Source organism: Duganella sp. Root198D2, assembly GCF_001428585.1.
Taxonomy (GTDB): domain Bacteria; phylum Pseudomonadota; class Gammaproteobacteria; order Burkholderiales; family Burkholderiaceae_D; genus Rugamonas.
This window is the reverse complement of the sequence record NZ_LMIC01000001.1, coordinates 15,640-37,084: the sequence shown is the minus strand read 5'-3', so window position 1 is coordinate 37,084 and position 21,445 is coordinate 15,640. Positions and strand designations below refer to the sequence as shown.

Here is a 21,445-nt window from a genome sequence, read left to right as displayed (position 1 = left end):
ATATATTTCGCTCAATTCCGGCAATCGGCAGTTCGGTGTAAAGTAGACAGTATGAAATTTTGTTCAGAATGCGCCCACCCTGTTGAGTTGATGGTGCCGGCCGGTGACAACCGGCCGCGCTATGTTTGCGTCAACTGCTCCGCAATCCATTATCAAAATCCCAAGATGGTGGTGGGAACGGTCCCGGTCTGGGAGTGCGGCGGGGAATTGCAGGTTTTGCTTTGCAAGCGAGCGATCGAGCCGCGCCGCGGTTTCTGGACCTTGCCGGCAGGTTTCATGGAAAACAATGAGACCACGGCCGAGGCAGCCCAGCGCGAAACCGAAGAAGAGGCCGGCGCCAATATCGACCTGGGCAAGCTGTACACCCTGCTCAACGTGCCGCGCGTGCACCAGGTGCATATGTTCTACCTGGCCACCCTGCGCGACCTCGACTTTGCACCGGGAGAAGAGAGCCTCGACGTCCAAATGTTCACGGAAGCGGAAATCCCCTGGGATGACCTGGCCTTCCCGACCATCCGCACCACGCTGGAGTTGTTCTTTGCCGACCGCGCCAATATGCGCGAGGGCGGCGGCTACGGTTTCCACACCCAGGACATCACCCAGCCAATGCGCCAGCCGTCCGACACATGATTCCCTGGCTCGACGCCAACACGCCCTTTCCCGACGTCTCCGAAGCCCTGAGCACGGACGCGCCGGGCCTGCTGGCGGCAGGCGCTGATTTATCGCCGCAACGGCTGCTGGCAGCATACCAGCGCGGCATCTTCCCGTGGTTTTCCGAGGGCCAGCCCATCCTCTGGTGGAGCACCGACCCGCGCATGGTGCTGCGCACCGCCGACTTCAAGATTTCCGACAGCCTGCGCAAGACGCTGAAGAAGATTGCGCGCGACGGCCAGCACTGGGAAGTGCGTTTCGACAGCGCTTTCGAACAGGTGATGCGCGCCTGCGCCGCACCACGGCGCGACGGTCCCGGCACCTGGATTTCAGAAGACATCATCGCCGGCTACAGCGGCCTGCACCAGCAGGGATTCGCCCACTCCTCCGAATTGTGGCTGGACGGCGAACTTGTCGGCGGCGCTTACGGCGTTTCCATCGGCACCATGTTTTACGGCGAGTCGATGTTCGCGCGCATCACCGATGGCTCCAAGGTCGCCCTGGCCTACCTCGTGCATTTTTTGCGACAGCACGGCGTCGAGCTGATCGATTGCCAGCAAGAGACCGGCCACCTGGCTTCGCTCGGCGCGCGCCCCATACCGCGCCAGGACTTCATTGCCCACTTGCAGAAAAATATTGTGATGCCACAGATACGCGATTGGTGCCCTATCGCACCGTTTTAAGCCGCGGACGCGTTATGATATGAATCATGACGCAGCTTAACGACCTTCCATTCGCAACGTTGCAGTTTTATACAACGGCGCCTTATCCGTGCAGCTATCTTGATGCACGACAGGCCCGCTCACAGGTAGCGACGCCGTCCCACCTGATCAACGCCGATGTGTATTCGGAGCTGGTGAAGAACGGCTTTCGCCGCAGCGGCATCTTTACTTATCGTCCATATTGCGATGGATGCCAGGCCTGCATCCCGGTGCGCGTGGTGGCCGCAGGGTTCTCGCCGACACGCGGCCAACGCCGGGCATGGGCGCGCCACGGCAATCTGGAAGCCGGCGTCGCCAGCCTGTCGTTCTCGGACGAACATTACGATCTTTACCTGCGCTACCAAAGTACGCGCCACGCGGGCGGCGGCATGGACCAGGATTCACGCGACCAGTACGCGCAGTTCCTGCTGCAAAGCCGGGTCAACACGCGCCTGGTGGAGTTCCGCGAACCGGACGGCACGCTGCGCATGGTCTCCATCATCGACGTGCTGTCGGACGGGCTGTCGTCGGTCTACACCTTCTTCGACCCGGACGTACCCGGCGCCTCCTTCGGCACTTATAACGTGATGTGGCAGATCGCGCAGGCGCATGAACTGGGGCTGGAATTCGTCTACCTGGGCTACTGGATCGAAGACAGCCCGAAGATGAACTACAAGATCAAATTCCAGCCGCTGCAGGCACGCATCAAAGGCGTGTGGGGCCCGCTTACTTCTTCATCAGGTCCAGCAGCGCAACCGTAGTGGCCAGCACCCCGGTCTGGATCGACTTCTCCGCATCGGCGCGGAACAGCGGGCTATGGTTGTACGCAATTGAGGCTTTGCCGGCGCGCGCCGCTTCCACCAGCGCCGGCGGGGTGCCGCCGATCATGAAATACACGCTCGGGATGCCCTGGCCATAAATGAAGTGGGCATAGTCTTCGCCGACCATGCTGCCACGCTGGTAGCCCTTGTCGAAGATTCCCTCACCCAGCTTGCTTGACCATACGCTGCGCAGGCGCTGCAGCATGGCCTTGTCGTTCAGCGTTGGCGGCACCGGACGGTCGGTATGGCGGATCTCCGGCAGCTTGTCTTCCGGTACGCCGGCAGCGCGTGCGGTGTGCTCGGCCACCCGCTTGATACCCTCCAGCAGCTTGGCGCGCGTCTCGTCGCTTTCCGAACGCACCGTCAACTCCAGGCGCGCGGTATCGCTGATCACATTACCCTTGGTGCCGGCATGGAAGGAGCCCACGGTAATCAAGGCGGCTTCGCGCGGTGCGATGTCGCGCGTGACGACCGTTTGCAGCGCCAGCACAATCTGCGAGGCGATAACGACCGGGTCCTTGCCGGTATGCGGGCTGGCGCCGTGGGTGCCGATGCCGTGCACCACGATTTCCATCAGGTCGGCTCCGGAGAACGGCGCTTCGCCGGCTTCAATCCTGCCGGCTTCGATATCGGCGCCAACGTGCAGCGACAGCGCGTAATCGGGTTTGCCGAAACGCTTGTAGATACCGTCGGCCATCATATCGAGCGCGCCGCCGGTACGTTCCTCGGCTGGCTGGCCAACCAGCATCAGGGTGCCCTTCCAGTCGCCCTGGCGGGCCGCCATCTGGTGCGCGGTGCCGACCAGACTGGTCATGTGGACGTCGTGGCCGCAGGCATGCATCACCGGCACCAGGTTGCCGCTCAAATCCTTCACCTTGACCCTGGAGGCGTGCGGCGCGTCCGACTTCTCTTCCACCGGCAGCGCGTCCATGTCGGCGCGCACCATCACAGTCGGGCCTTTGCCATTGCGCAGGATGGCCACCAGGCCGGTCTTGCCGACGCCTTCCGTCACCTCGAAACCGGCTGCACGCAATTCCCTGGCCATGCGCGCGGCCGTCTGCACCTCCATATAGGACAGCTCCGGATTGGCATGCAAGTGGTTGAACAAGGGCTCCAGGCTGGTTTTATAGTCGCGCGCAATGGCGGCGGAAAGCTGGTTTTCGGCGGCGACGGCAGGCAGGGAAAGGCAGGCCAGCAAGGCAAGTCCAGGCTTGATCACGGAAGGTCCTCCAGGGGGCGCAGTGTAAAATGCTACAAAAATACACCAAAGCTCCCCACAATGTCCGATAAATTCCTGTACTCCCTGGCCCGCCCCATCCTGTTCTCGATGGATGCCGAATCCGCCCACCATTTCACCCTGCCGGCACTGAAGCGCCTGTCTGCCCTGGGCCTGACGCGCGTCATGGTGCGCCGCCCGAAGGACGACCCGCGCACCGTCATGGGCCTGACATTCCGCAACCCGGTCGGCCTGGCTGCTGGCCTGGACAAGGATGGCGCCTTCATCGATGCGTTGGCCGACCTGGGCTTCGGCTCGATCGAAGTGGGCACGGTGACCCCGCGCGCACAAGCGGGCAACCCGAAGCCGCGCATGTTCCGCCTGCCTGCGGCGCACGGCATCATCAACCGTATGGGCTTCAATAACGGCGGCGTCGACGCCTTCGTGGCCAATGTGCAGTCGTCGCGCTTCTACCAGAACCGCGAGGGCGTGCTGGGCCTGAATATCGGCAAGAACGCCGATACGCCAATCGAGCGCGCCGTCGACGACTACCTGCACTGCCTGGACAAGGTCTACCCGTACGCCAGCTACGTGACCGTCAACATCTCCTCGCCCAACACCAAGAACCTGCGCCAGCTCCAGGGCGCATCGGAGGTGGATGGCCTGCTGTCGCAACTGAAGCAAGCGCAGCTGCGCTTGGCCGACCAGCACAAGCGCTACGTGCCGATGACCCTGAAGATCGCGCCGGACATGGATGGCGACCAGGTGAAGAACATTGCCGACGCCCTGCTGCGCCACAAAATCGACGGCGTGATCGCCACCAACACCACCCTGAGCCGCACCGCGGTGGAAGGCATGCAGCACGGCGCCGAAGCCGGCGGCCTGTCGGGTGCGCCCGTATTCGAACTGTCGAACAATGTGATTCGCCTGCTCAAAGCGGAACTGGGCGATGCGCTGCCGATCATCGGCGTCGGCGGCATCATGCAGGGCAAGGATGCCAAGGCCAAGATCGAAGCCGGCGCACAGCTGGTGCAGCTCTACTCCGGCCTGATTTACGCCGGCCCGGCGCTGGTGCGCGATTGCGCCGACGCGCTGCGGGGCTAAGCATGCAGAAGATCACCCTCGGCCGCAGCGACCTGAAGGTCAGCAAGATCTGCCTCGGCACGATGACTTTCGGCCAGCAGAACACCGAAGCCGATGCGCACGCCCAGCTCGATTATGCGCTGGAGCGCGGCATCAATTTCATCGACACCGCCGAGCTGTATCCGGTGATGCCGTCCGCTGCAACCCAGGGTGATACCGAACGCTTCATCGGCACGTGGCTGAAAAAGTCCGGCCGCCGCGCCGACGTGGTGCTGGCAACCAAGGTCGCCGGACCCAATCCGTATATGCACTGGATCCGCAAAGGCAAGAGCAACCACAATGCGGCCAATATCCGCGCTGCGGTGGAGACCAGCCTGCAACGATTGCAGACGGAATACATCGACCTGTACCAGTTGCATTGGCCGAGCCGCAATGTGCCGATCTTCGGCGCCAGCCAGTTCGATCCTGAGAAGGAACGCCACAGCATCGCCATCGAAGAATCGCTGGCCGTGCTGGGCGACTTGATCAGGGAAGGCAAGATCCGCCACATCGGCGTATCGAACGAAAGCAGCTGGGGCGTGGCCGAATTCGTCAAGCAGGCCGAAATGAAGGGCCTGCCGCGCATAGCCACCATCCAGAACCTGTACAACCTGACGGCGCGCCATTTCGAAACCAGCTTCCTGGACGAGACCTGCTTCCGCGAGCAAGTAAGCCTGATGGCATATAGCCCGCTGGCGTTCGGCCAGCTCACGGCCAAGTATCACGACGATCCCAAGGCGCACGGCCGCCTGACGATCTTCCCGCCAACCTGGAGCCCGCGCTACCTGCGTCCGGGCGTACTGGATGCGGTGGCGCAGTACGCCAAACTGGCGCGCGACAACGGGATGACGCCAACCCAGCTCGCACTGGCCTGGTGCTATTCTCGCTGGTTCATCGCCTCCACCATCATCGGCGCCACCACGCTGGCGCAGCTCAAACAGAACATCGATGCCTTCGATGTGCGCCTGTCGCCGGAGGTTGTGGCAGCAGTCGACGCAATTCACGCCAAACTGCCCAACCCCGGGCAGTAACCGATAAGGTCAGGTGCGCGCCTGACCATCTATCCAATTGCTGTATGGGAACGTTGTTGATACTATTCCCCACTCAGGTTGCCCGCTCTCACGGGCCATGTCTTTCCTGATTCTTCGCCGCCACCTCCCCGCGGCCTTGGCAATCTTCCTCGAAAAACCGACATGCTCAAAAACCTGACCATCAGGGCGCGGCTTATTGCCGTCCTGACCATGCTATCCGTGCTGCTGCTTGCAGTAGGCTGCGTTGGCCTGGCAAGCCTTGGCCAAACCCACAATACCTTGCGCACCGTCTACCAGGAGCGCCTGCTGGCACTCGGTCACCTCGACGGGATGATGCGCCTCATGCTACGCAACCAGCTCGTCATTGTTCGCGCCGCGAATGCCGATCTACCGGATTTGCCCGCAATGATCGATCAAGTCGAACAGGACCGGGACCATGCCAGCAAACTGTGGCAGGAATACAGCGAAACCTTCGTCACGGAGCAAGAAAGGGAAATGGCGGAACGCTTCGAGGCCGCCCGCAGGCACTTCATGCTCGACGCCCTGGCGCCTGCACTGGCCGCCGCCAAAGCAGGCGATATCGACGCCATGCGCATCCTGGTGGATGGTCCGGTAGAGCATATGTTCCCCAAGCTTCGCATCGAAATGGAAAAGCTGATCGCCTATCAGCTCGAACGCGGCAGAATGCAGTACTTCGCATCGGAAGACAAATACGCCAGCCAGCACCAGCTGGTCATTGGATTGCTGGCGGCCGGCCTCATTCTCGCCACCATCATCGGCTGGTGGCTGGTGCGCAGCATCACGCAGCCGCTCAATCGTGCGGTCGCCATTGCCCAGGCCGTCGCCCGAGGTGACCTGACGCAGCAGATTGAAATCACTGCGAACGATGAGACCGGCCAGTTGCTGGCGGCGCTGAAGGAAATGAACTCGAGCCTGGCCGGCATGGTCGGCAACGTTAGGCAGGCTACCGAAACCCTGCATGCCGCATCCGCGCACATTGCCGACGATGACCTTGACCTGTCGCACCGTATCGAGAAACAGGCCAGCGCACTGGAGGAAACCGCCTTGTCGATGGAGGAGCTGACCTGCACTGTGCGCCGGAATGCCGACAATGCCCGCCAGGTGAACCTGCTGGCGCAAGGTGCAGCGAACCTGGCGACACGCGGCGGCGCCGCAGTGTTCCAGGCGGTGGAAAAGATGGATGCCATCAACGCCTCCTCGCTCAGGATGGCCGACATCATCGGCGTGATCGACGGCATAGCCACCCAGACCGGTCGCCTGGCGATGGATGCCTCTGCCGAAGCCCAGCGCGCCGGCGGTGCAAGCCCTGAAGGTTGCGCCATGGTCGCGAGCGAGGTACGCGGCCTGGCGCAGCGCGCCGCGGCAGCCGCGCAGGAAATCAGGCAATTGATCGATCACTCGATGCAGCAGGTCAATGCTGGCAGCACCCTGGTGCACCAGGCCGGCACGACCATGAATGAGGTGGTGCAGGCGGTGCATCGCGTCAGCGGCATTATCAATGAGATCACTGCCGCCAGCCACGAACAAAGCATGGGCATCGGCCAGGTCAGCGAAGCAATGCTGCAAATGGATGCGGCCACGCAGCATAACGCCGCGCTGGTCGAGCAGGCCGCCGCCGCTGCCGCATCGATGCAGCAGCAGGCTTGTGCCCTTGCCAAGGCAGTGCGCGTATTCCGCCTGACACCCCAATGCGGCGGAGCGGTGCAGGCGGCGAATAAACCACAATCTCACCAATTCTCACTTGCTTCGTTAAAACCTTATTGCTAGCATCGGGTTTCCAGGGTGTCCGCCTCGCCGGCCCCAGCCAGCCCTGTCCAAACGCCGCCCCACCCTCGCGGCCTCCTATCCCACCAAAGCCGTTTGCTTGCGCGTACGCGCGGGCTGGAGCCGTACATGCTGAACAACCTGACTATCAAAACCCGCCTGGTCACTGTCCTGGCCATCCTGTCCCTCATGATGACGGTGATTGGCATTGCCGGCATTACCAGCTTGTCGAATTCGAATGCCTCCCTGCAGACGGTATACGAGGACCGCCTGGTGGCGCTGGGGCAGTTGCAGGACATGATCCGCTCGATGAATCGCAACCAGCTGGCAATGGCCAATGCGGCACTCGGTGATGCCGCCGCCCTGCCGGATATGGTCAAGGGCGTGGAGCAGGATCACGCCCAGGCCAACACGATCTGGAAAGCCTACATCGCCACGCAGATGACCGTGGAAGAAAAGGCATTGGTGGAGCGCTTCAGCGCAGCCCACTCCGCCTATCTCGAACAGGGACTGGAACCTGCGCTGGCAGCCGCCCGCGCCGGTGACATGGAGAAGATGAAATCCATAATGCATGGACGAATGAGCGAACGCTTCGTGCCGGTACGCGACGTGATCAACCAGCTGGTCAATTTGCAGAAGGATATCGGCAAGCAGGTGTACGAAACATCCCAGGCCAGCTTCTCCAGCTTCCGCCTGATGGTGATCGGCATCCTGGCAGGAGGCTTGTCCCTCGCAGCAGGCATCGGCTGGTGGCTGGTGCGCAGCATTACCATCCCGCTCAATCGCGCGATACGGATCGCTGAGAGCGTGGCAGCCGGTGACCTGACGCAGCAGATCGAGGTGTATACGCAAGATGAAACCGGCAAGCTGCTGGCTGCCTTGCGCGAGATGAGCATCAGCCTGGTCGGCATCGTCGGCAATGTGCGTCAGGCTACCGACTCCATCAACACCGCTTCGTCCGAAATCGCCAGCGGCAATGTGGACTTGTCGGCACGCACCGAGCAGCAAGCAGGCTCGCTGGAAGAAACTGCATCCTCATTGGAAGAACTGACTTCCACCGTGCGCCAGAATGCCGACAATGCAAGGCAGGCCAACCAGTTGGCCGGCAATGCATCGCAAGTGGCGCGGCGCGGCGGTGCCGTGGTGTCGCAAGTGGTCGATAAGATGAGCGCGATCAACGAGTCGGCCTACAAGATCGTGGAAATCATTTCGGTCATCGACGGCATCGCATTCCAGACCAACATCCTGGCCTTGAACGCAGCGGTGGAAGCTGCACGCGCCGGAGAACAGGGGCGTGGCTTCGCAGTCGTCGCATCGGAAGTACGCAACCTGGCCCAGCGAGCAGGCGCCGCCGCCAAGGAGATCAAACAGTTGATCGACAACTCGGTGGCACAAGTGGAAGAAGGCAGCCGCCTGGTCGACCAGGCCGGCAGCACCATGACCGAGGTGGTGCTCAGCGTGCAGCAGGTGACGGACATTATCGGCGAGATTTCAGCTGCCAGCGGCGAGCAAAGCGCGGGCCTGCAACAGATCAACCAGGCTGTGGTACAGATGGACAGCGCAACCCAGCAAAATGCCGCACTGGTGGAACAAGCTGCCGCTGCTGCCGGCGCATTGCAAGAGCAGGCGGGCTCGCTATCGCAAGCAGTCAGCGTGTTCCGGCTGTCGGCAGCGGGCGCCGCTGAACCGGCTCGCCGCAGTGCCGTCGTCACCCGCCTGGCTGCGCGTGCCGCGATGCAGCCTGCTCCGGCAACCGCGGCCCGTCGCACCGCGCTGGCTGCCAACAGCACCCGCGACGGCTGGTAAGAATTCCAAGCCGCGCCGCTTCAGAACTCTTCCCACTCATTGTCCGCACGGGCCGTTTTTGCGGCCACTGCAGGCTTGCCGAGCCGCGGGGCGGCAGTTGCAGCCGGTCGCGTGGCCGCCTTCACCACTGCCCGCACGGCCAGCCGTTTCGCATCGGCCTGGTGGTCGGCCAGGCGGAACACACTGACCGCCTCGGCCAGCATTTCCGCCTGGTCACGCATCGATTGCGCAGCCGCCGCGGCTTCTTCGACCAGCGCCGCATTCTGCTGCGTCACATCGTCAATCGAGACGATGGCCTGATTGACCTGCGCGATGCCGCTGCTCTGCTCCTGGCTGGCGGCGCTGATCTGCTGCATGATGTCACTGACTTGCTGCACCGCCTTGACGATGCCATCCATCGTTTCCCCCGCCTGGTCGACGAGGCGCGCGCCTTCATCGACTGTGTCGACCGAGTGCCCGATCAGCTCCTTGATTTCTTTCGCCGCTGCGGCGGAGCGCTGCGCCAGGTTGCGCACTTCCGACGCCACCACGGCAAAGCCCCTTCCCTGCTCGCCCGCGCGTGCCGCTTCGACGGCGGCATTCAGCGCCAGGATATTGGTCTGGAACGCGATGCCATCGATCACGCCGATGATATCGACGATCTTGTTCGACGACTCCTTGATCGCCCCCATGGTGTTGACCACCTGCCCCACAACAGCGCCACCGCGCGTGGCAAAGTCGGAAGCAGTCACCACAAGCTGCGTGGCCTGGCGTGCATTCTCTGCGTTCTGCTGGACGGTGGAAGTCAGTTCCTCCATCGATGAAGCGGTTTCCTCCAGCGAGCTGGCTTGCTGCTCGGTGCGCGAGGACAGGTCCAGGTTGCCGGTGGCGATTTCGTTGGAAGCGGTGGTGATAGTGTCCGAGCCGGAGCGCACCTTGCCAACGGTGCGCGCCAGGCTGTCGTTCATATTCGCCAGCGCCTGCAGAAGCTGGCCGGTTTCATCGCGGCTGGTAACGTCGATGCGTTGCGTCAGGTCGCCGCCGGCCACGGCCTCCGCCACATCAACGGCGCGGTTCAGCGGCTGGGTGATGCTGCGCGTGACCCACCATGCAACCCATGCCGCCAGCGCGGCCGCCGCTGCGGTCAGTATGATCATCACGTCGCGGGAATTGCTGTAGGCCTTGCCTGCGACATCGCTGGCGGCGCTCACGGCGGCCGCCTGGTATTTCACCAGTTCGCCCAGCGCGGCCAGGTAAGCGGTCTGCTCCTTGCGCACTGCGGTCAGCAGGTATTTGACGTTCGCTTCGCGCTGGCTGTCGTCGGCGGACTTTTGCAGGAAAGTCGACTGAACGACCAGGTAGCGATCGCGCGCCTCCTGCACCGCCTTGAGTTTGGCCTTGCTTTCTGCGTCCACATCATCTGAAATCAATTTGGCAAGCTTATCGAGATTGCCATCAATCTCGGCTTTCCTGTCCTCGACGCGTCTCAACTCCTTCTTTACCGTTTCCGGGTCAGTTGAGAGCATTGCATTGCGCATGGCGCGCGCGATGTCGTTGACGCCGCCGATCGCCTCGTAAGCCAGGATTACTTTCGGCACCTTGTCGCTGGCGATATCTTCGGTGCCGTCGTTCAGCTTACCCAGGTTGACGATGCCGGTAACGGCAATGCCAACCATGAAGGCCAATGCAAGACCCAATCCGGCGGCCAGGCGCACGCCGATCTTCCAGTTACCGATACCCATACAACCTCCTTCAAGGTTACAGGGGGTCGCCTCCCTGCAAGGCCTGCTCGATGTCGCTGCGCGTCAAATCCGGGGCGAACTGCGTGATGAATTCGTAGGCATACGAGCGCAAGTATGCTCCTTTGCGCAGGGCCAGTCTTGTTGTATTTGCAGCGAACAGGTGCGACGCCTCGATGGCGCGCAAGCCCTTGTCGCGGCCATGGTCGAAGGCCATGGAAGCCACCAGCCCAACGCCCAGGCCCAGCGTCACGTATTGCTTGATCACGTCCGAATCCATGGCAGTCAGCACGATGTCGGGGCGCACGCCAGCCTTGTCGAAGGCGGCGTCGATGTGGCCGCGGCCGGTGAAGCCGACGTCGTAGGTGATCAGCGGATATTCGGCCAGGTCTTCCAGGCGGATCGGGGAGCGCGTCAGCAGCGGGTGGCCATCCGGCACCACCACCAGGTGGCTCCAGCGGTAGCACGGGAAGGACACCAGGTCCGGGAATTGCGACAGGCCTTCGGTAGCGATGCCGATATCGGCCTTGCCCGACAAGACCCATTCCGCGATATGGTCGGGGGCGCTTTGCTGCAGCGCGATGCGCACGTCCGGGAACTCATTGCGGAAATGCGAAACCGCCTTCGGCAGCGCATAGCGCGCCTGGGTGTGGGTGGCCGCGATGGTCAGCGTGCCGCTTTTCTGGCCGGTGAACTCCAGGCTGGCCTGCTGCAGGTTTTCCGCTTCCACCAGCAAACGGTCGACGATTTTCAGGATGCCCTTGCCAGGCTCGGTCAGGCCGGTCAGGCGCTTGCCGTTACGTTCAAAAATGATGACGCCAAGTTCGTCTTCCAGCTCTCGAATCTGGCGGCTTACGCCCGGCTGGGAGGTGAACAGCGCGTTCGCCACTTCGGTCAGGTTGTAGTTGCGGCGCGCAGCTTCGCGCACGGAGCGTAATTGCTGGAAGTTCATGCGTGTGCCCCTTCATCGACGAAGACGCGCAGGCGCTTGGGACGCACCACCAGGGTTTCGCCGTCTTGCAGGTTAAGTTGGATATAGCGTTCGTTGGAAATGGTCGCCTCGATGATCTGGGCATTGTCAGCGCGCTCCAGGTCGAGATGTGCCAGCGGGCCGATCGCATGCGCGCGGCGCAGCTTGACCACGATGCCTTCCGCGCCCTGCACATAGCGCTCAACTTCCAGGTCATGCGGGCGGATGTAAGCCGTGCCCTTGCCGCTGCCCTGGCCTTCCACATCGAATTCGACGCCGTCGCTGGCCAGCACGCCTTCATGCACGCGGCCGTGGAACACGTTGACGTTGCCGAGGAAGCCGTACACGAAAGGCGAGGCAGGACGGTTGTACACCTCATCCGGCGAACCCAGTTGCTCGACATGGCCTTTGTTCATCAGCACCACGCGGTCGGCTACTTCCAGCGCTTCTTCCTGGTCGTGGGTCACGAAGATCGAAGTGACGTGCAGCTCGTCGTGCAGGCGGCGCAGCCAGCGGCGCAGTTCCTTGCGTACCTTGGCGTCCAGCGCACCGAACGGTTCGTCCAGCAGCAGCACGCGTGGTTCAACAGCCAGCGCGCGCGCCAGGGCGATACGCTGGCGTTGGCCGCCGGAGAGCTGCGGCGGATATCGGTCGGCCAGCCAGTCCAGCTGCACCAGTTCCAGCAGCTCTTTCACCTTGCGGCGGATCTGCTCCTCCGACGGTCGCTCCTTGCGCGGCTTGACACGCAGGCCGAAGGCCACGTTCTCGAACACGGTCATGTGCTTGAACAGCGCATAGTGCTGGAACACGAAGCCCACCTGGCGCTCGCGCACGTGGCGGTCGGAGGCATCCTGGCCCTCCAGCAGCACCTGGCCGGAATCGGGATGCTCCAGGCCGGCGATGCAGCGCAGCAGCGTGGTCTTGCCGCAGCCCGATGGGCCGAGCAGCGCGGTCAGCTCGCCCTGCGGGAAATCGAGCGATACATTGTCCAGTGCGACGAAGTCGCCGAAACGCTTGTTGATGTTCTTGACTGCGATCGTCATATCAATGCTCCTTGGCGTCGTCGCCGTAGTTTTCGTGCAGGCGCCATTCGATAAAGGTCTTCACCGCCAGGGTCACCAGCGCCAGCAGGGCCAGCAGCGAGGCCACGGCAAAGGCGGCGGCAAAGTTGTATTCGTTGTAGAGGATCTCGACCTGCAGCGGCATGGTGTTGGTCTCGCCGCGGATATGGCCCGACACCACCGACACCGCGCCGAACTCGCCCATGGCGCGCGCGTTGCACAGGATCACGCCGTACAGCAGGCCCCACTTGATGTTCGGCAGCGTCACGCGGAAAAAGGTCTGCCAGCCGTTTGCACCCAGCACCACGGCCGCCTCCTCTTCTTCGCTGCCCTGCGCCTGCATCAGCGGGATCAGTTCACGCGCCACGAACGGGAAGGTGATGAACACGGTGGCCAGAACGATGCCCGGAACGGCAAACAGGATCTTGATGTCGTGCTCCGCCAGCCATGGGCCGAACCAGCCCTGGGCGCCAAACAGCAGCACGTAGATCAGGCCCGAGATCACCGGCGACACGGAAAACGGCAGGTCGATCAGCGTGAGCAGCAGGCTCTTGCCGAGGAACTCGAACTTGGTGATGGCCCAGGACGCTGCCACGCCGAACACCAGGTTGAACGGCACTGCGATGGCGGCGGTCAGCAGGGTAAGCTTGATGGCGGCAATCGAATCGTCGTCCAGGATGGCGTTGGCATACACGTCCCAGCCCTTTTTCAGTGCCTCGGTGAACACGGCCACCAGCGGCACGAACAGGAACAGTGTCAGGAAAGTCAGAGCCACCGTGACCAGGGCGTAGCGCACCCAGCGCGGTTCCAGCGCATCATGGCGTTGCGGCAGTTCGCCGCGGCGTTTTTGCGTTGCAGATGCACTCATTTTGCATTCCTCCCGCGCGACCAGGCCTGCAGCAGGTTAATCGCCAGCAGCATCAGGAAAGAGGCCACCAGCATGACTACCGCGATGGCGGTAGCGCCGGCATAGTCGTACTGTTCCAGCTTGGTGATGATGAACAGCGGCGTAATCTCGGAAACCAGCGGCATATTGCCGGCGATGAAAATCACCGAGCCGAATTCGCCGGTGGCGCGGGCAAAGGCCAGCGCAAAACCGGTCAGCAGCGAAGGCAAGATGGTCGGAAAGACGACGCGGCGGAAGGTCTGGAAGGCCGAGGCGCCCAGGCTGGCAGCGGCTTCTTCCAGTTCGCGCTCGGCGTCTTCCAGCACCGGCTGCACGGTACGCACCACAAAAGGCAGGCCGATGAAGGTCAGTGCCACCACCACGCCCAGCGGGGTGAAGGCGACCTTGATGCCCAGGGTGCCTTCAATAAAGCGGCCGAACCAGCCGTTGGAGGAATACAGGGCGGTCAGGGTGATGCCGGCGACTGCGGTCGGCAAGGCGAACGGCAGGTCGACCAGCGCGTCCACAATGCGCTTGCCGGGGAAATTGTAACGCACCAGCACCCACGCCACGATGCCGCCAAAGAAAACGTTCAATGCGGCGCCGATAAAGGAGGCGCCGAACGTCAGCTTGTAGGAGGCAACCACGCGCTCCGAGGTGACCGCGCTCCAGAAGCCTTCCCAGGTCATGGTGAAGGTCTTGAGGAAGATTGCCGACAGCGGGATCAGGACGATCAGCGTCAGGTACAGGATGGTGAAGCCAAGGGACAGGTTAAAGCCGGGCATCACGCGGTATGGCGCTTTGCGGGCTTTGACCTCTCCTCCCGGCGTTGCCGCCGGGGTGGGCACTGATGCAGCAACTGCAGACATGCTTGCTCCCTTATTACATTTTCGACTAACAGGAGCGCATGTTCGCATTCATGCGTTATAAACCAAACTACGCTTTTTTCATTTGCTTAGATGCCAAAACGGCAGTGGCGAGGTGTTCAGGCCACCAGTTTGGCCGCCACGGATACCAGGACGGTAGCCAGCACGCCGCGCAGGAAGCGCTCCGGCATGGAGCGTGCAAACCAGGAGCCAATGGTAATGCCAGGCACTGAGCCCATCAGCAAGGTCAGGAGCAGCGTCCAGTCGATGGAGCCCAGCCACCAATGCCCGATAGCGGCAATCGCGGTCAGCGGCACGGCATAGGCGATGTCGGTGCCGGCTACTTCTGCCGGCGTGAGGCGGGGATACATCAGCACCAGCAGCGTAGCGCCCACGGCGCCGGCGCCGATGGAGGAAATGGTCACCAGCGTGCCGAGTACGGCACCGGCAACGATGGTGGACACTGCCAGCGCCCTGCCCTGCAGCTGCCGCTCAGGGTGGGCCAGCATCCAGGCCAGCATCTTGCCTCGGAACAGGATCGCCACCACGGTGAGCATGACGGAACCGGCGATGCAGAGGCGGATCATATGGCCAATCTGCTTGTCCAGCGCGCCGAAATACTTCAGGCCAACGGTCGCGACAACGGCCGCCGGCAAGGCGCCGAAGCAAAGCAGGCGTACGATGTCCCAGCGCACGGTGCCGCGCAAGCGATGCGCGAATGTGCCGGCGCTCTTGGTCACCGAGGCAAAGGCCAGGTCGGTGCCCACTGCCACCGAGGGTGAAACGCCGAACATCAGGGTCAGGATAGGCGTCATGAGCGAACCGCCCCCCACACCGGTCAAACCAACGAGCGCGCCTACGACAAAACCAGAAACGATGAACGACAGATCCATGCGAAATCCTTCCAAGACCCGCTAGGGTATCCAGATGCGCATGAGTTCTCAACAACGAATTCCTTATTTGCTTATAAAAAAAGCGCCCGGAGGCGCTTTCAAGAAGGAAGTAATCGTTCAGAAGGCGGTATCGAACTTCAGGTACATCGAACGGCCATTCACGCCAAACGGGCAGGTTTCCCAGCAGTACTTGAAGCCCAGTTTCGGGAAATCGCCGCCATTGGTCCACTCCGACGGGTAAGTGTCGAACAGGTTGTTGAAGCCCAAGGCCACGGTGGTTTTCTTGCTGAAGCTATAACGAATGCTCGCGTCGACGATCCACTTTGCATCCCAGGTCTGCAGCGGGCTGAAGCCCTCGCCCTGCACTTCGCCATAGTAGTTGGCGCGGGCATTCACGTTCCACTGGCCGATGGTGTAGTCAGCCGCCACAACGTGGTGCTTGCGTGGCTGGCCGCGTTCGATCAGGGTCACCTGCGCCTGGTTGAACAACTGGTCGCCGGTCAGCAGGCTGGATGGCGAATGGCGCTTGGTCACTTCGGTCTTGTTGAAGCCCAACTGGCCGGACAGCACCAGAGTCGACGAGGTGAACTTGGTGGTATGGTCGGCAACAATGTCCAGGCCCTTGGTCTTGGTATCGACCGCGTTGGTGAAGAACTGCGCCTGGCCTACGCCCAGCGGATTCAACACGTTGGCGATCGGGCCGCCACCGGCTTCCGGCGAAATCTCGCTCGAGAACACGATGCGGTCCTTGATCTTGATCTGGTACAGGTCGGCGGTCAGCGACATGTTCTTGGCTGGACGCAGCACCATGCCGATGGAGGCGTTGCGCGAAGTTTCTTCCTTCAGCGGCTTGATGCCAAGCGCGGTGGTCACGGCGCTGCCCTCGCGCGCGGTCAGGGTCTCGGTCAGCTGGCCAGCCTGGTTCAGGTTGGTCGATACCGAACTGTAGAACTTCTGCTGCACGCCCGGTGCGCGGAAGCCGGACGACACGCTGCCGCGCAGGCCGAATTCCTTGGTCGGGTCCCAGCGCGCGCTGAGCTTGCCGGTCGTCGTGTTGCCAAAGTCGGAGTACTTCTCGTAGCGCACTGCAGCAGCCAGCAGCAGGTCCTTGACCGGGTGGTATTCGGTATCCAGGAACAGGGCGATATTGTGGCGGCCCTCGTCCACCGCGGTGGCCGGGGTGTAGCCGGGGAAGCCCTGGGTGCCGGATGCAGCGACGCCGCCGGTCTGGTTGGTGATCGCGATCGCCGGGTTGTTGGTGCGGCCGTACTGGTAGGACACGGGATCGCCAGCGACGATCTGGTAGTTGTCGCGGCGGTACTCGAAGCCGGTGGCCACGAACACCTCTTCGCTGCCGAATTTGACCGGGCCCTTGATGTCGGCGTTGAAGGTGGTCTGGTTGAATTTCAGCTTGCCGGTATCGGCCTCGAACGGCGACTCGGCGTAGATGCCGCCGCCCGGTTTCGGCTCGTACCAGTAGGAGACGTTGATGGTCTGCTTCTCATGGAAATCGAGCTCGCTGCGGCCATGGTTGATGCTGATGTCGGCCTTCCAGTCGTTCGGCAGGTCGCGGCGGTAGCCGAAGGCGAACGAAGCGTCTTTCACGGTGGTGCGGATATTCGGCAGGAAGCCTTCCGGATACACGGCAGGCACGTTGCGGCCATCGCCCTTGGAGCGGAAGAAGCCCGACGAATCGCCCTTGCGCTTGGAAACGCCGCCGAAGGTGTAGAACTCACCGGCTTTGTCGACCGGCAGCGCCGCATTCCACCACAGGAAGGCATCCTTGGCATCGCTGTCGCCGATGCGCTGGGTCACGCGCGGCGGATCGACGCGCAGCGAGTCAGGGCCGGCACGGTTGGTCTCGTCGCGCTTGCGGCCTTCCAGCGACAGGTTGATGTAGCCGCCGTCTTCGCCCAGCGCCCAGCCGCGGTTCACGCTGCCGGAGATCATGTCGCCGTCGCCTTCCTTGGTGGTGCCAACCTGGCCGCTGATGGCGGTCTCGTTCACGTTCGACTTCAGCACGATGTTGATCACGCCGGCAATCGCGTCCGAGCCGTACTGGGCCGCCGCGCCATCGCGCAGCACTTCGATGTGATGGATGGCCGACAGCGGAATGGCATTGATGTCGGTACCGGCCGAACCGCGGCCGATGGTTTGCTGCACGTTAACCAGCGCCTGCTGGTGGCGGCGCTTGCCGTTCACCAGCACCAGCAGCTGGTCCGGGCCAAGCGAGCGCAGGGTCGCAGGGCGAATGATGTCGGTGCCGTCGCTGATGAAGGTGGTGGAGAAGTTGAACGACGGATCCAGCGTTTGCAGCAGCTTGCCCAGTTCCAGCGGGCCGGCCGTCTGCAGGTCCTTGGAATTGATCAGGCCGACCGGCGCGGCAGTATCGAGCGCGGTTTTGGCGGTTGCGCGCGAGCCCAGCACGACCACGGTCTGCTGTTCTTCAGCGCCGGGTTGGGCGGCGGTTTGTGCGTAAGCTTGCGAGGTGGCCAGCAAAACAGCACTGGCGATGAGGGTGCGTTTCATAGGTATTCCGATCTCTCTAACGATTTTTATTTGGTGCCGCGAAAAAATACTAACCTCGCACAATTGAACTCACAAAGAAATAATTCATTTCTGATAAGTGAATCACCTGCCAACGTTGCATGAATGGAACAGATCCAAGGCTATTGGCTTGTATTCAACCAAGTGCTACATTGTCTGCAAGCGATTCATGGGAGGAAGTGTGATGACTGATGCTCTGTTGCTGACCGACCGTTTGTGCGACCTGACCGAAATGGCCTTGCAAGCCTATACCAAGTTCGAAAAGGCCACTGTCTACTGCACCGCCAAGCACCTGGTGGCCGATTTCGAAGATGCCGGGCTGCCCCTGGCTGCATTCGATAAACTGTCGTCGATCCAGGCGGCCATCCTGGCAGCCGTCGAATTCGCCCCGCCCGGCGGCAAGAACAATCCCCAATGCATCGTCGCAGCGCGCAACGAGATCGCGGCGCTGCGCGAAATGCTGAAAGAAAAAAAGCGCCCCGAGGGGCGCCTGCAAGAACATCTGCACTAGCCATTCCGGAGACCTGGTGATCTTCTCCCCTTCCTGACCGGCATAGGCGCATGCGCCGTTCCCAAAACAGTTACTTGTTCGGTTGCGGCGTAATGCGCAGGTAAGGACGCGGGGCTTTGAAGCCTGCCGGGTACTTCTGCTTGATCACTTCCGGATCCTGCACGGTGAGCGGGATGATCACGTCATCGCCATCCTTCCAATTGCCTGGGGTAGCGACGGTGTGCTTGTCCGTCAGCTGCAGGGCGTCGATTACGCGCAGCACTTCATCGAAGTTGCGGCCGGTGCTCAGCGGGTAGGTGATCTGCAGGCGCAGTTTTTTGGCCGGATCGATCACGAACAGGGAACGCACGGTAGCCGTGGCCGACTGGTTCGGGTGGATCATGTCGTACAGCTCGGCGACCTTGCGGTCGGCGTCTGCGATGATCGGGAAGCCCACCACGGTTTGCTGGGTTTCTTCGATATCCTTGATCCACTCCTTGTGCTTGTCGGCCGGGTCGACCGACAGCGCGATCGCCTTGACGTTGCGCTTGTCGAACTCCGGTTTCAGCTTGGCGGTCAGTCCAAGTTCCGTGGTGCAGACCGGCGTAAAGTCGGCCGGGTGCGAGAACAGCACGACCCAGGAATCACCTGCCCATTCATGAAACCTGATGCTGCCAATGCTGGAATCCTGCTCGAAGTCCGGCGCGGTATCGCCAAGGCGTAAACTCATTCTTTTTCTCCAATGTTAAATGTGATGCGCGCTGCGCCAGGACTTGCAGCAGGCGCTGGCCAAAACGCCAGTCGCCCAAGCCTGATTCGGCGTTGATATGTCCCAGCGCTCCGGCGTTGACGAAGTCGCTGCCCCAGCGCTGCGCCCAGGTTTCTGCGCTTTTTGCAGTCATCCATGGGTCGTTGGTACTGGCCACCATGATCGATGGGCAAGGCAGTTCCCCGTGCGGCAGCAGGGAGCTGACCTGGAACTTATCGGGATCGGCAGGCCCCACCAGCAATACCCCCGCCACGTGGGGGGAGGTTGAACGTGACAGGCTTAATGCCGTGGTGAGGCAGCCGAAACTGTGTGCAACGATGAGGGTCGGACGGCGCTCTTCATCCAGTACTTCATCCAGGCGGTCGGCCCAGCGCAGCAGGACCGGATCGCTCCAGCGCGTCTGCTCCACCCGCTCAAAGCGCGGGTACAGGCGCTGCCAGCGGGACTGCCAGTGATCGGGCCCGCTGTTATGCAGGCCTGGCGCGACCAGGACGCGGAATTGGTTCAGTTGTTGGATCGCCATGCGGCCCTCCGTTGCGTGTATTTCTCGAATTATTGGCCGGCGACTTTCGCGCCAGGCTGGTAGATCTGGTCGAACACGCCGCCGTCGGCAAAGTGCGTTTTCTGCGCGGTAGTCCAGTCGCCGGCGACGTCGGTGATCTTGAACAGCTTCACATTCGGGAATTGGGCGGCGTACCTCTTCGCTTCCTTCTCGATGCCTGGGCGGTAGTAGTTCTTGGCGATGATGGCCTGGGCCTGGTCGGTGTACAGGAAGTTCAGGTAAGCCTCGGCCACCTTGCGGGTGCCGCGCTTGTCGACCACCTTGTCGACCACGGCCACAGGCGGTTCGGCCAGGATCGAGACCGAAGGCGCCACGATTTCAACCTTGTCCGGGCCCAGCTCCTTGATCGCCAGCAGGGCTTCGTTTTCCCAGGCGACCAGCACGTCGCCGATGCCGCGCTCCACGAAGGTGGTGGTGGCGCCGCGCGCGCCGGAATCCAGCACTGGCACGTTCTTGTACAGCTTCTTCAGGAAATCGCGCGCGCTGGCATCGTTGCCGCCCGGCTGGCGCAGGGCGTAGCCGTATGCGGCCAGGTGGTTCCAGCGGGCGCCGCCGGAGGTTTTGGGATTCGGGGTAATCACCGCCACGCCTGGCTTGACCAGGTCGCTCCAGTCCTTGATGCCTTTCGGGTTGCCCTTGCGGACCAGGAAGACGATGGTGGAACTGTAGGGGGTGGCGTTATGGGGCAGGCGTTTTTGCCAATCCTTGTTGACCAGGCCGCGCTCGGCGACCGCGTCGATATCGTAGGCCAGTCCCAGGGTCACCACGTCGGCTTCCAGGCCGTCGATCACGGCGCGCGCCTGCTTGCCCGAGCCGCCGTGCGACTGCTTGATCTTCACGTTGTCGCCGGTCTTGGCCTTCCATTCCTTGGCAAAGGCGGCGTTGACGTCCTGGTACAGCTCGCGGGTCGGGTCGTAGGAGACGTTGAGCAAGCTCACGTCGGCTGCTTGCGCCACTGCGGCAGTGGCGAACAAGGCAGCGGCAATCAGTTTCCTGGACAGCATCTGGTTTCCCCTTTTTTGTTTGGAGATGCCAGATTAACCGCCCCTTATATAAATACGAACGAATACTTTCGACGTTCGTTATACCGGAAAGTAATTAAAAGAAGCGATTGACCAGTACGACCAGCCAGGTCGCACCCGAAAGAAGGGAGGCGAGCAGCACGGCGGCGCTGCCAAAATCCTTGGCGTTCTTGGACAGCGGGTGGCGCTCCAGCGAGACACGGTCCACCACTGCTTCAATTGCAGAGTTGATCAGTTCGACGATCAGTACGATCACCATGCTGCCGATCAGCACCAGCTTCTGGAAAGCAGAAACCGGCAGCAGGAGGGCAGCGATGGTGCCAATGACGAATACGACCAGTTCCTGGCGGAAGGCATGCTCGGAACGGATGGCGGTCTGCAAGCCTGCGAGGGAGTAAAAAAAGGCCGAGTAAATACGCTTCAGGCCGCTCTTGCTTTTAAATTCACTAGTAGGTTCCATGGACACGGATTATAGCGACAGAATTCCCATTTTTTTCACATCATGGTATAAATAAGTCTGCCTATACT

Annotated in this window: 20 protein-coding genes; 8 read left to right on the top strand and 12 right to left on the bottom strand. The window is 61.9% G+C overall.

Annotation, left to right across the window (positions count from 1 at the left end; all coding sequences use genetic code 11):
• Positions 1-51 precede the first annotated feature (51 nt).
• Genes ASE26_RS00195 through ASE26_RS00185 form a run of 3 tightly spaced genes read left to right on the top strand, consistent with a single transcriptional unit; the run spans position 52 to position 2,113 of the window.
• Complete coding sequence (locus ASE26_RS00195) at positions 52-630, top strand: NUDIX hydrolase (RefSeq protein ID WP_055930521.1); 579 nt, start codon at positions 52-54, stop codon at positions 628-630.
• Complete coding sequence (aat, locus tag ASE26_RS00190; protein WP_055930519.1) at positions 627-1,334, top strand: leucyl/phenylalanyl-tRNA--protein transferase; 708 nt, start codon at positions 627-629, stop codon at positions 1,332-1,334. Before ASE26_RS00195 ends, aat begins: the two co-directional genes overlap by 4 nt.
• 26 nt (positions 1,335-1,360) lie before the next feature.
• Positions 1,361-2,113: an arginyltransferase gene (locus ASE26_RS00185; RefSeq protein WP_055930515.1), complete on the top strand. Its 753-nt coding sequence runs from the start codon at positions 1,361-1,363 to the stop codon at positions 2,111-2,113.
• Here ASE26_RS00185 and ASE26_RS00180 read toward each other — a convergent pair.
• Positions 2,079-3,392, bottom strand: coding sequence for an amidohydrolase (locus ASE26_RS00180; protein WP_055930512.1), 1,314 nt, complete (start codon positions 3,390-3,392; stop codon positions 2,079-2,081). The genes ASE26_RS00185 and ASE26_RS00180 overlap by 35 nt on opposite strands.
• Before the next feature lie 60 nt (positions 3,393-3,452).
• Between ASE26_RS00180 and ASE26_RS00175 the strand changes: the two genes are divergently transcribed.
• From ASE26_RS00175 to ASE26_RS31320, 4 genes are all read left to right on the top strand, one after another.
• A complete protein-coding gene (locus ASE26_RS00175; RefSeq protein WP_055930509.1) occupies positions 3,453-4,493 on the top strand; it encodes a quinone-dependent dihydroorotate dehydrogenase in 1,041 nt (346 codons plus the stop codon).
• Positions 4,494-4,495: 2 nt separating this feature from the next.
• The gene (locus ASE26_RS00170) at positions 4,496-5,542 is read left to right on the top strand and encodes an aldo/keto reductase (RefSeq protein ID WP_055930506.1); all 1,047 of its coding nucleotides are present in this window, start codon (positions 4,496-4,498) and stop codon (positions 5,540-5,542) included.
• 162 nt (positions 5,543-5,704) lie between these two features.
• Positions 5,705-7,330: a methyl-accepting chemotaxis protein gene (locus ASE26_RS00165; RefSeq protein WP_057245411.1), complete on the top strand. Its 1,626-nt coding sequence runs from the start codon at positions 5,705-5,707 to the stop codon at positions 7,328-7,330.
• 126 nt (positions 7,331-7,456) lie between these two features.
• Positions 7,457-9,133 (top strand): methyl-accepting chemotaxis protein, encoded by a 1,677-nt coding sequence (locus tag ASE26_RS31320; RefSeq protein ID WP_057245410.1) that lies wholly within the window; start codon positions 7,457-7,459, stop codon positions 9,131-9,133.
• 20 nt (positions 9,134-9,153) lie between these two features.
• Here the strand turns inward: ASE26_RS31320 and ASE26_RS00155 are convergent, their stop codons facing one another.
• The 7 genes from ASE26_RS00155 to ASE26_RS00125 all read right to left on the bottom strand — a co-directional run bounded on the left by ASE26_RS00155 (position 9,154) and on the right by ASE26_RS00125 (position 18,056).
• On the bottom strand, positions 9,154-10,854 hold the full coding sequence (locus tag ASE26_RS00155) for a methyl-accepting chemotaxis protein (protein ID WP_057245409.1): 1,701 nt from the start codon (positions 10,852-10,854) through the stop codon (positions 9,154-9,156).
• 16 nt (positions 10,855-10,870) lie between these two features.
• Entirely contained in the window at positions 10,871-11,803 is a 933-nt protein-coding gene (locus ASE26_RS00150; RefSeq protein WP_055930495.1) for a CysB family HTH-type transcriptional regulator, read from the bottom strand.
• Positions 11,800-12,864: a sulfate/molybdate ABC transporter ATP-binding protein gene (locus ASE26_RS00145; protein ID WP_055930492.1), complete on the bottom strand. Its 1,065-nt coding sequence runs from the start codon at positions 12,862-12,864 to the stop codon at positions 11,800-11,802. The genes ASE26_RS00150 and ASE26_RS00145 overlap by 4 nt, the downstream gene beginning before the upstream one ends.
• Position 12,865: 1 nt before the next feature.
• Entirely contained in the window at positions 12,866-13,750 is an 885-nt protein-coding gene (gene cysW, locus ASE26_RS00140; protein WP_055930489.1) for a sulfate ABC transporter permease subunit CysW, read from the bottom strand.
• A complete protein-coding gene (gene cysT / locus ASE26_RS00135; protein ID WP_082507289.1) occupies positions 13,747-14,637 on the bottom strand; it encodes a sulfate ABC transporter permease subunit CysT in 891 nt (296 codons plus the stop codon). Before cysT ends, cysW begins: the two co-directional genes overlap by 4 nt.
• 116 nt (positions 14,638-14,753) lie before the next feature.
• Positions 14,754-15,527, bottom strand: coding sequence for a sulfite exporter TauE/SafE family protein (locus tag ASE26_RS00130; protein WP_057245408.1), 774 nt, complete (start codon positions 15,525-15,527; stop codon positions 14,754-14,756).
• Positions 15,528-15,644: 117 nt separating this feature from the next.
• Positions 15,645-18,056 (bottom strand): TonB-dependent siderophore receptor, encoded by a 2,412-nt coding sequence (locus tag ASE26_RS00125; RefSeq protein WP_055930482.1) that lies wholly within the window; start codon positions 18,054-18,056, stop codon positions 15,645-15,647.
• A gap of 202 nt (positions 18,057-18,258) precedes the next feature.
• On the opposite strand from ASE26_RS00125, the gene ASE26_RS00120 reads away from it, so the two are divergent.
• Positions 18,259-18,585 carry a hypothetical protein gene (locus ASE26_RS00120; RefSeq protein ID WP_057245407.1) on the top strand — a complete coding sequence of 109 codons (327 nt, stop codon included), beginning with the start codon at positions 18,259-18,261 and terminating at the stop codon, positions 18,583-18,585.
• A 70-nt stretch (positions 18,586-18,655) separates the two neighbouring features.
• Here ASE26_RS00120 and ASE26_RS00115 read toward each other — a convergent pair whose 3' ends face one another.
• The 4 genes from ASE26_RS00115 to ASE26_RS00100 form a co-directional block, all read right to left on the bottom strand.
• Positions 18,656-19,294: a peroxiredoxin gene (locus tag ASE26_RS00115; protein ID WP_057245406.1), complete on the bottom strand. Its 639-nt coding sequence runs from the start codon at positions 19,292-19,294 to the stop codon at positions 18,656-18,658.
• Positions 19,221-19,856 carry an alpha/beta hydrolase gene (locus ASE26_RS00110; RefSeq protein ID WP_082591263.1) on the bottom strand — a complete coding sequence of 212 codons (636 nt, stop codon included), beginning with the start codon at positions 19,854-19,856 and terminating at the stop codon, positions 19,221-19,223. The genes ASE26_RS00115 and ASE26_RS00110 overlap by 74 nt, the downstream gene beginning before the upstream one ends.
• Positions 19,857-19,885: 29 nt before the next feature.
• Complete coding sequence (locus tag ASE26_RS00105) at positions 19,886-20,899, bottom strand: sulfate ABC transporter substrate-binding protein (protein ID WP_057245405.1); 1,014 nt, start codon at positions 20,897-20,899, stop codon at positions 19,886-19,888.
• A gap of 94 nt (positions 20,900-20,993) precedes the next feature.
• Positions 20,994-21,377 (bottom strand): diacylglycerol kinase, encoded by a 384-nt coding sequence (locus tag ASE26_RS00100; RefSeq protein WP_055930470.1) that lies wholly within the window; start codon positions 21,375-21,377, stop codon positions 20,994-20,996.
• Positions 21,378-21,445 lie beyond the last annotated feature (68 nt).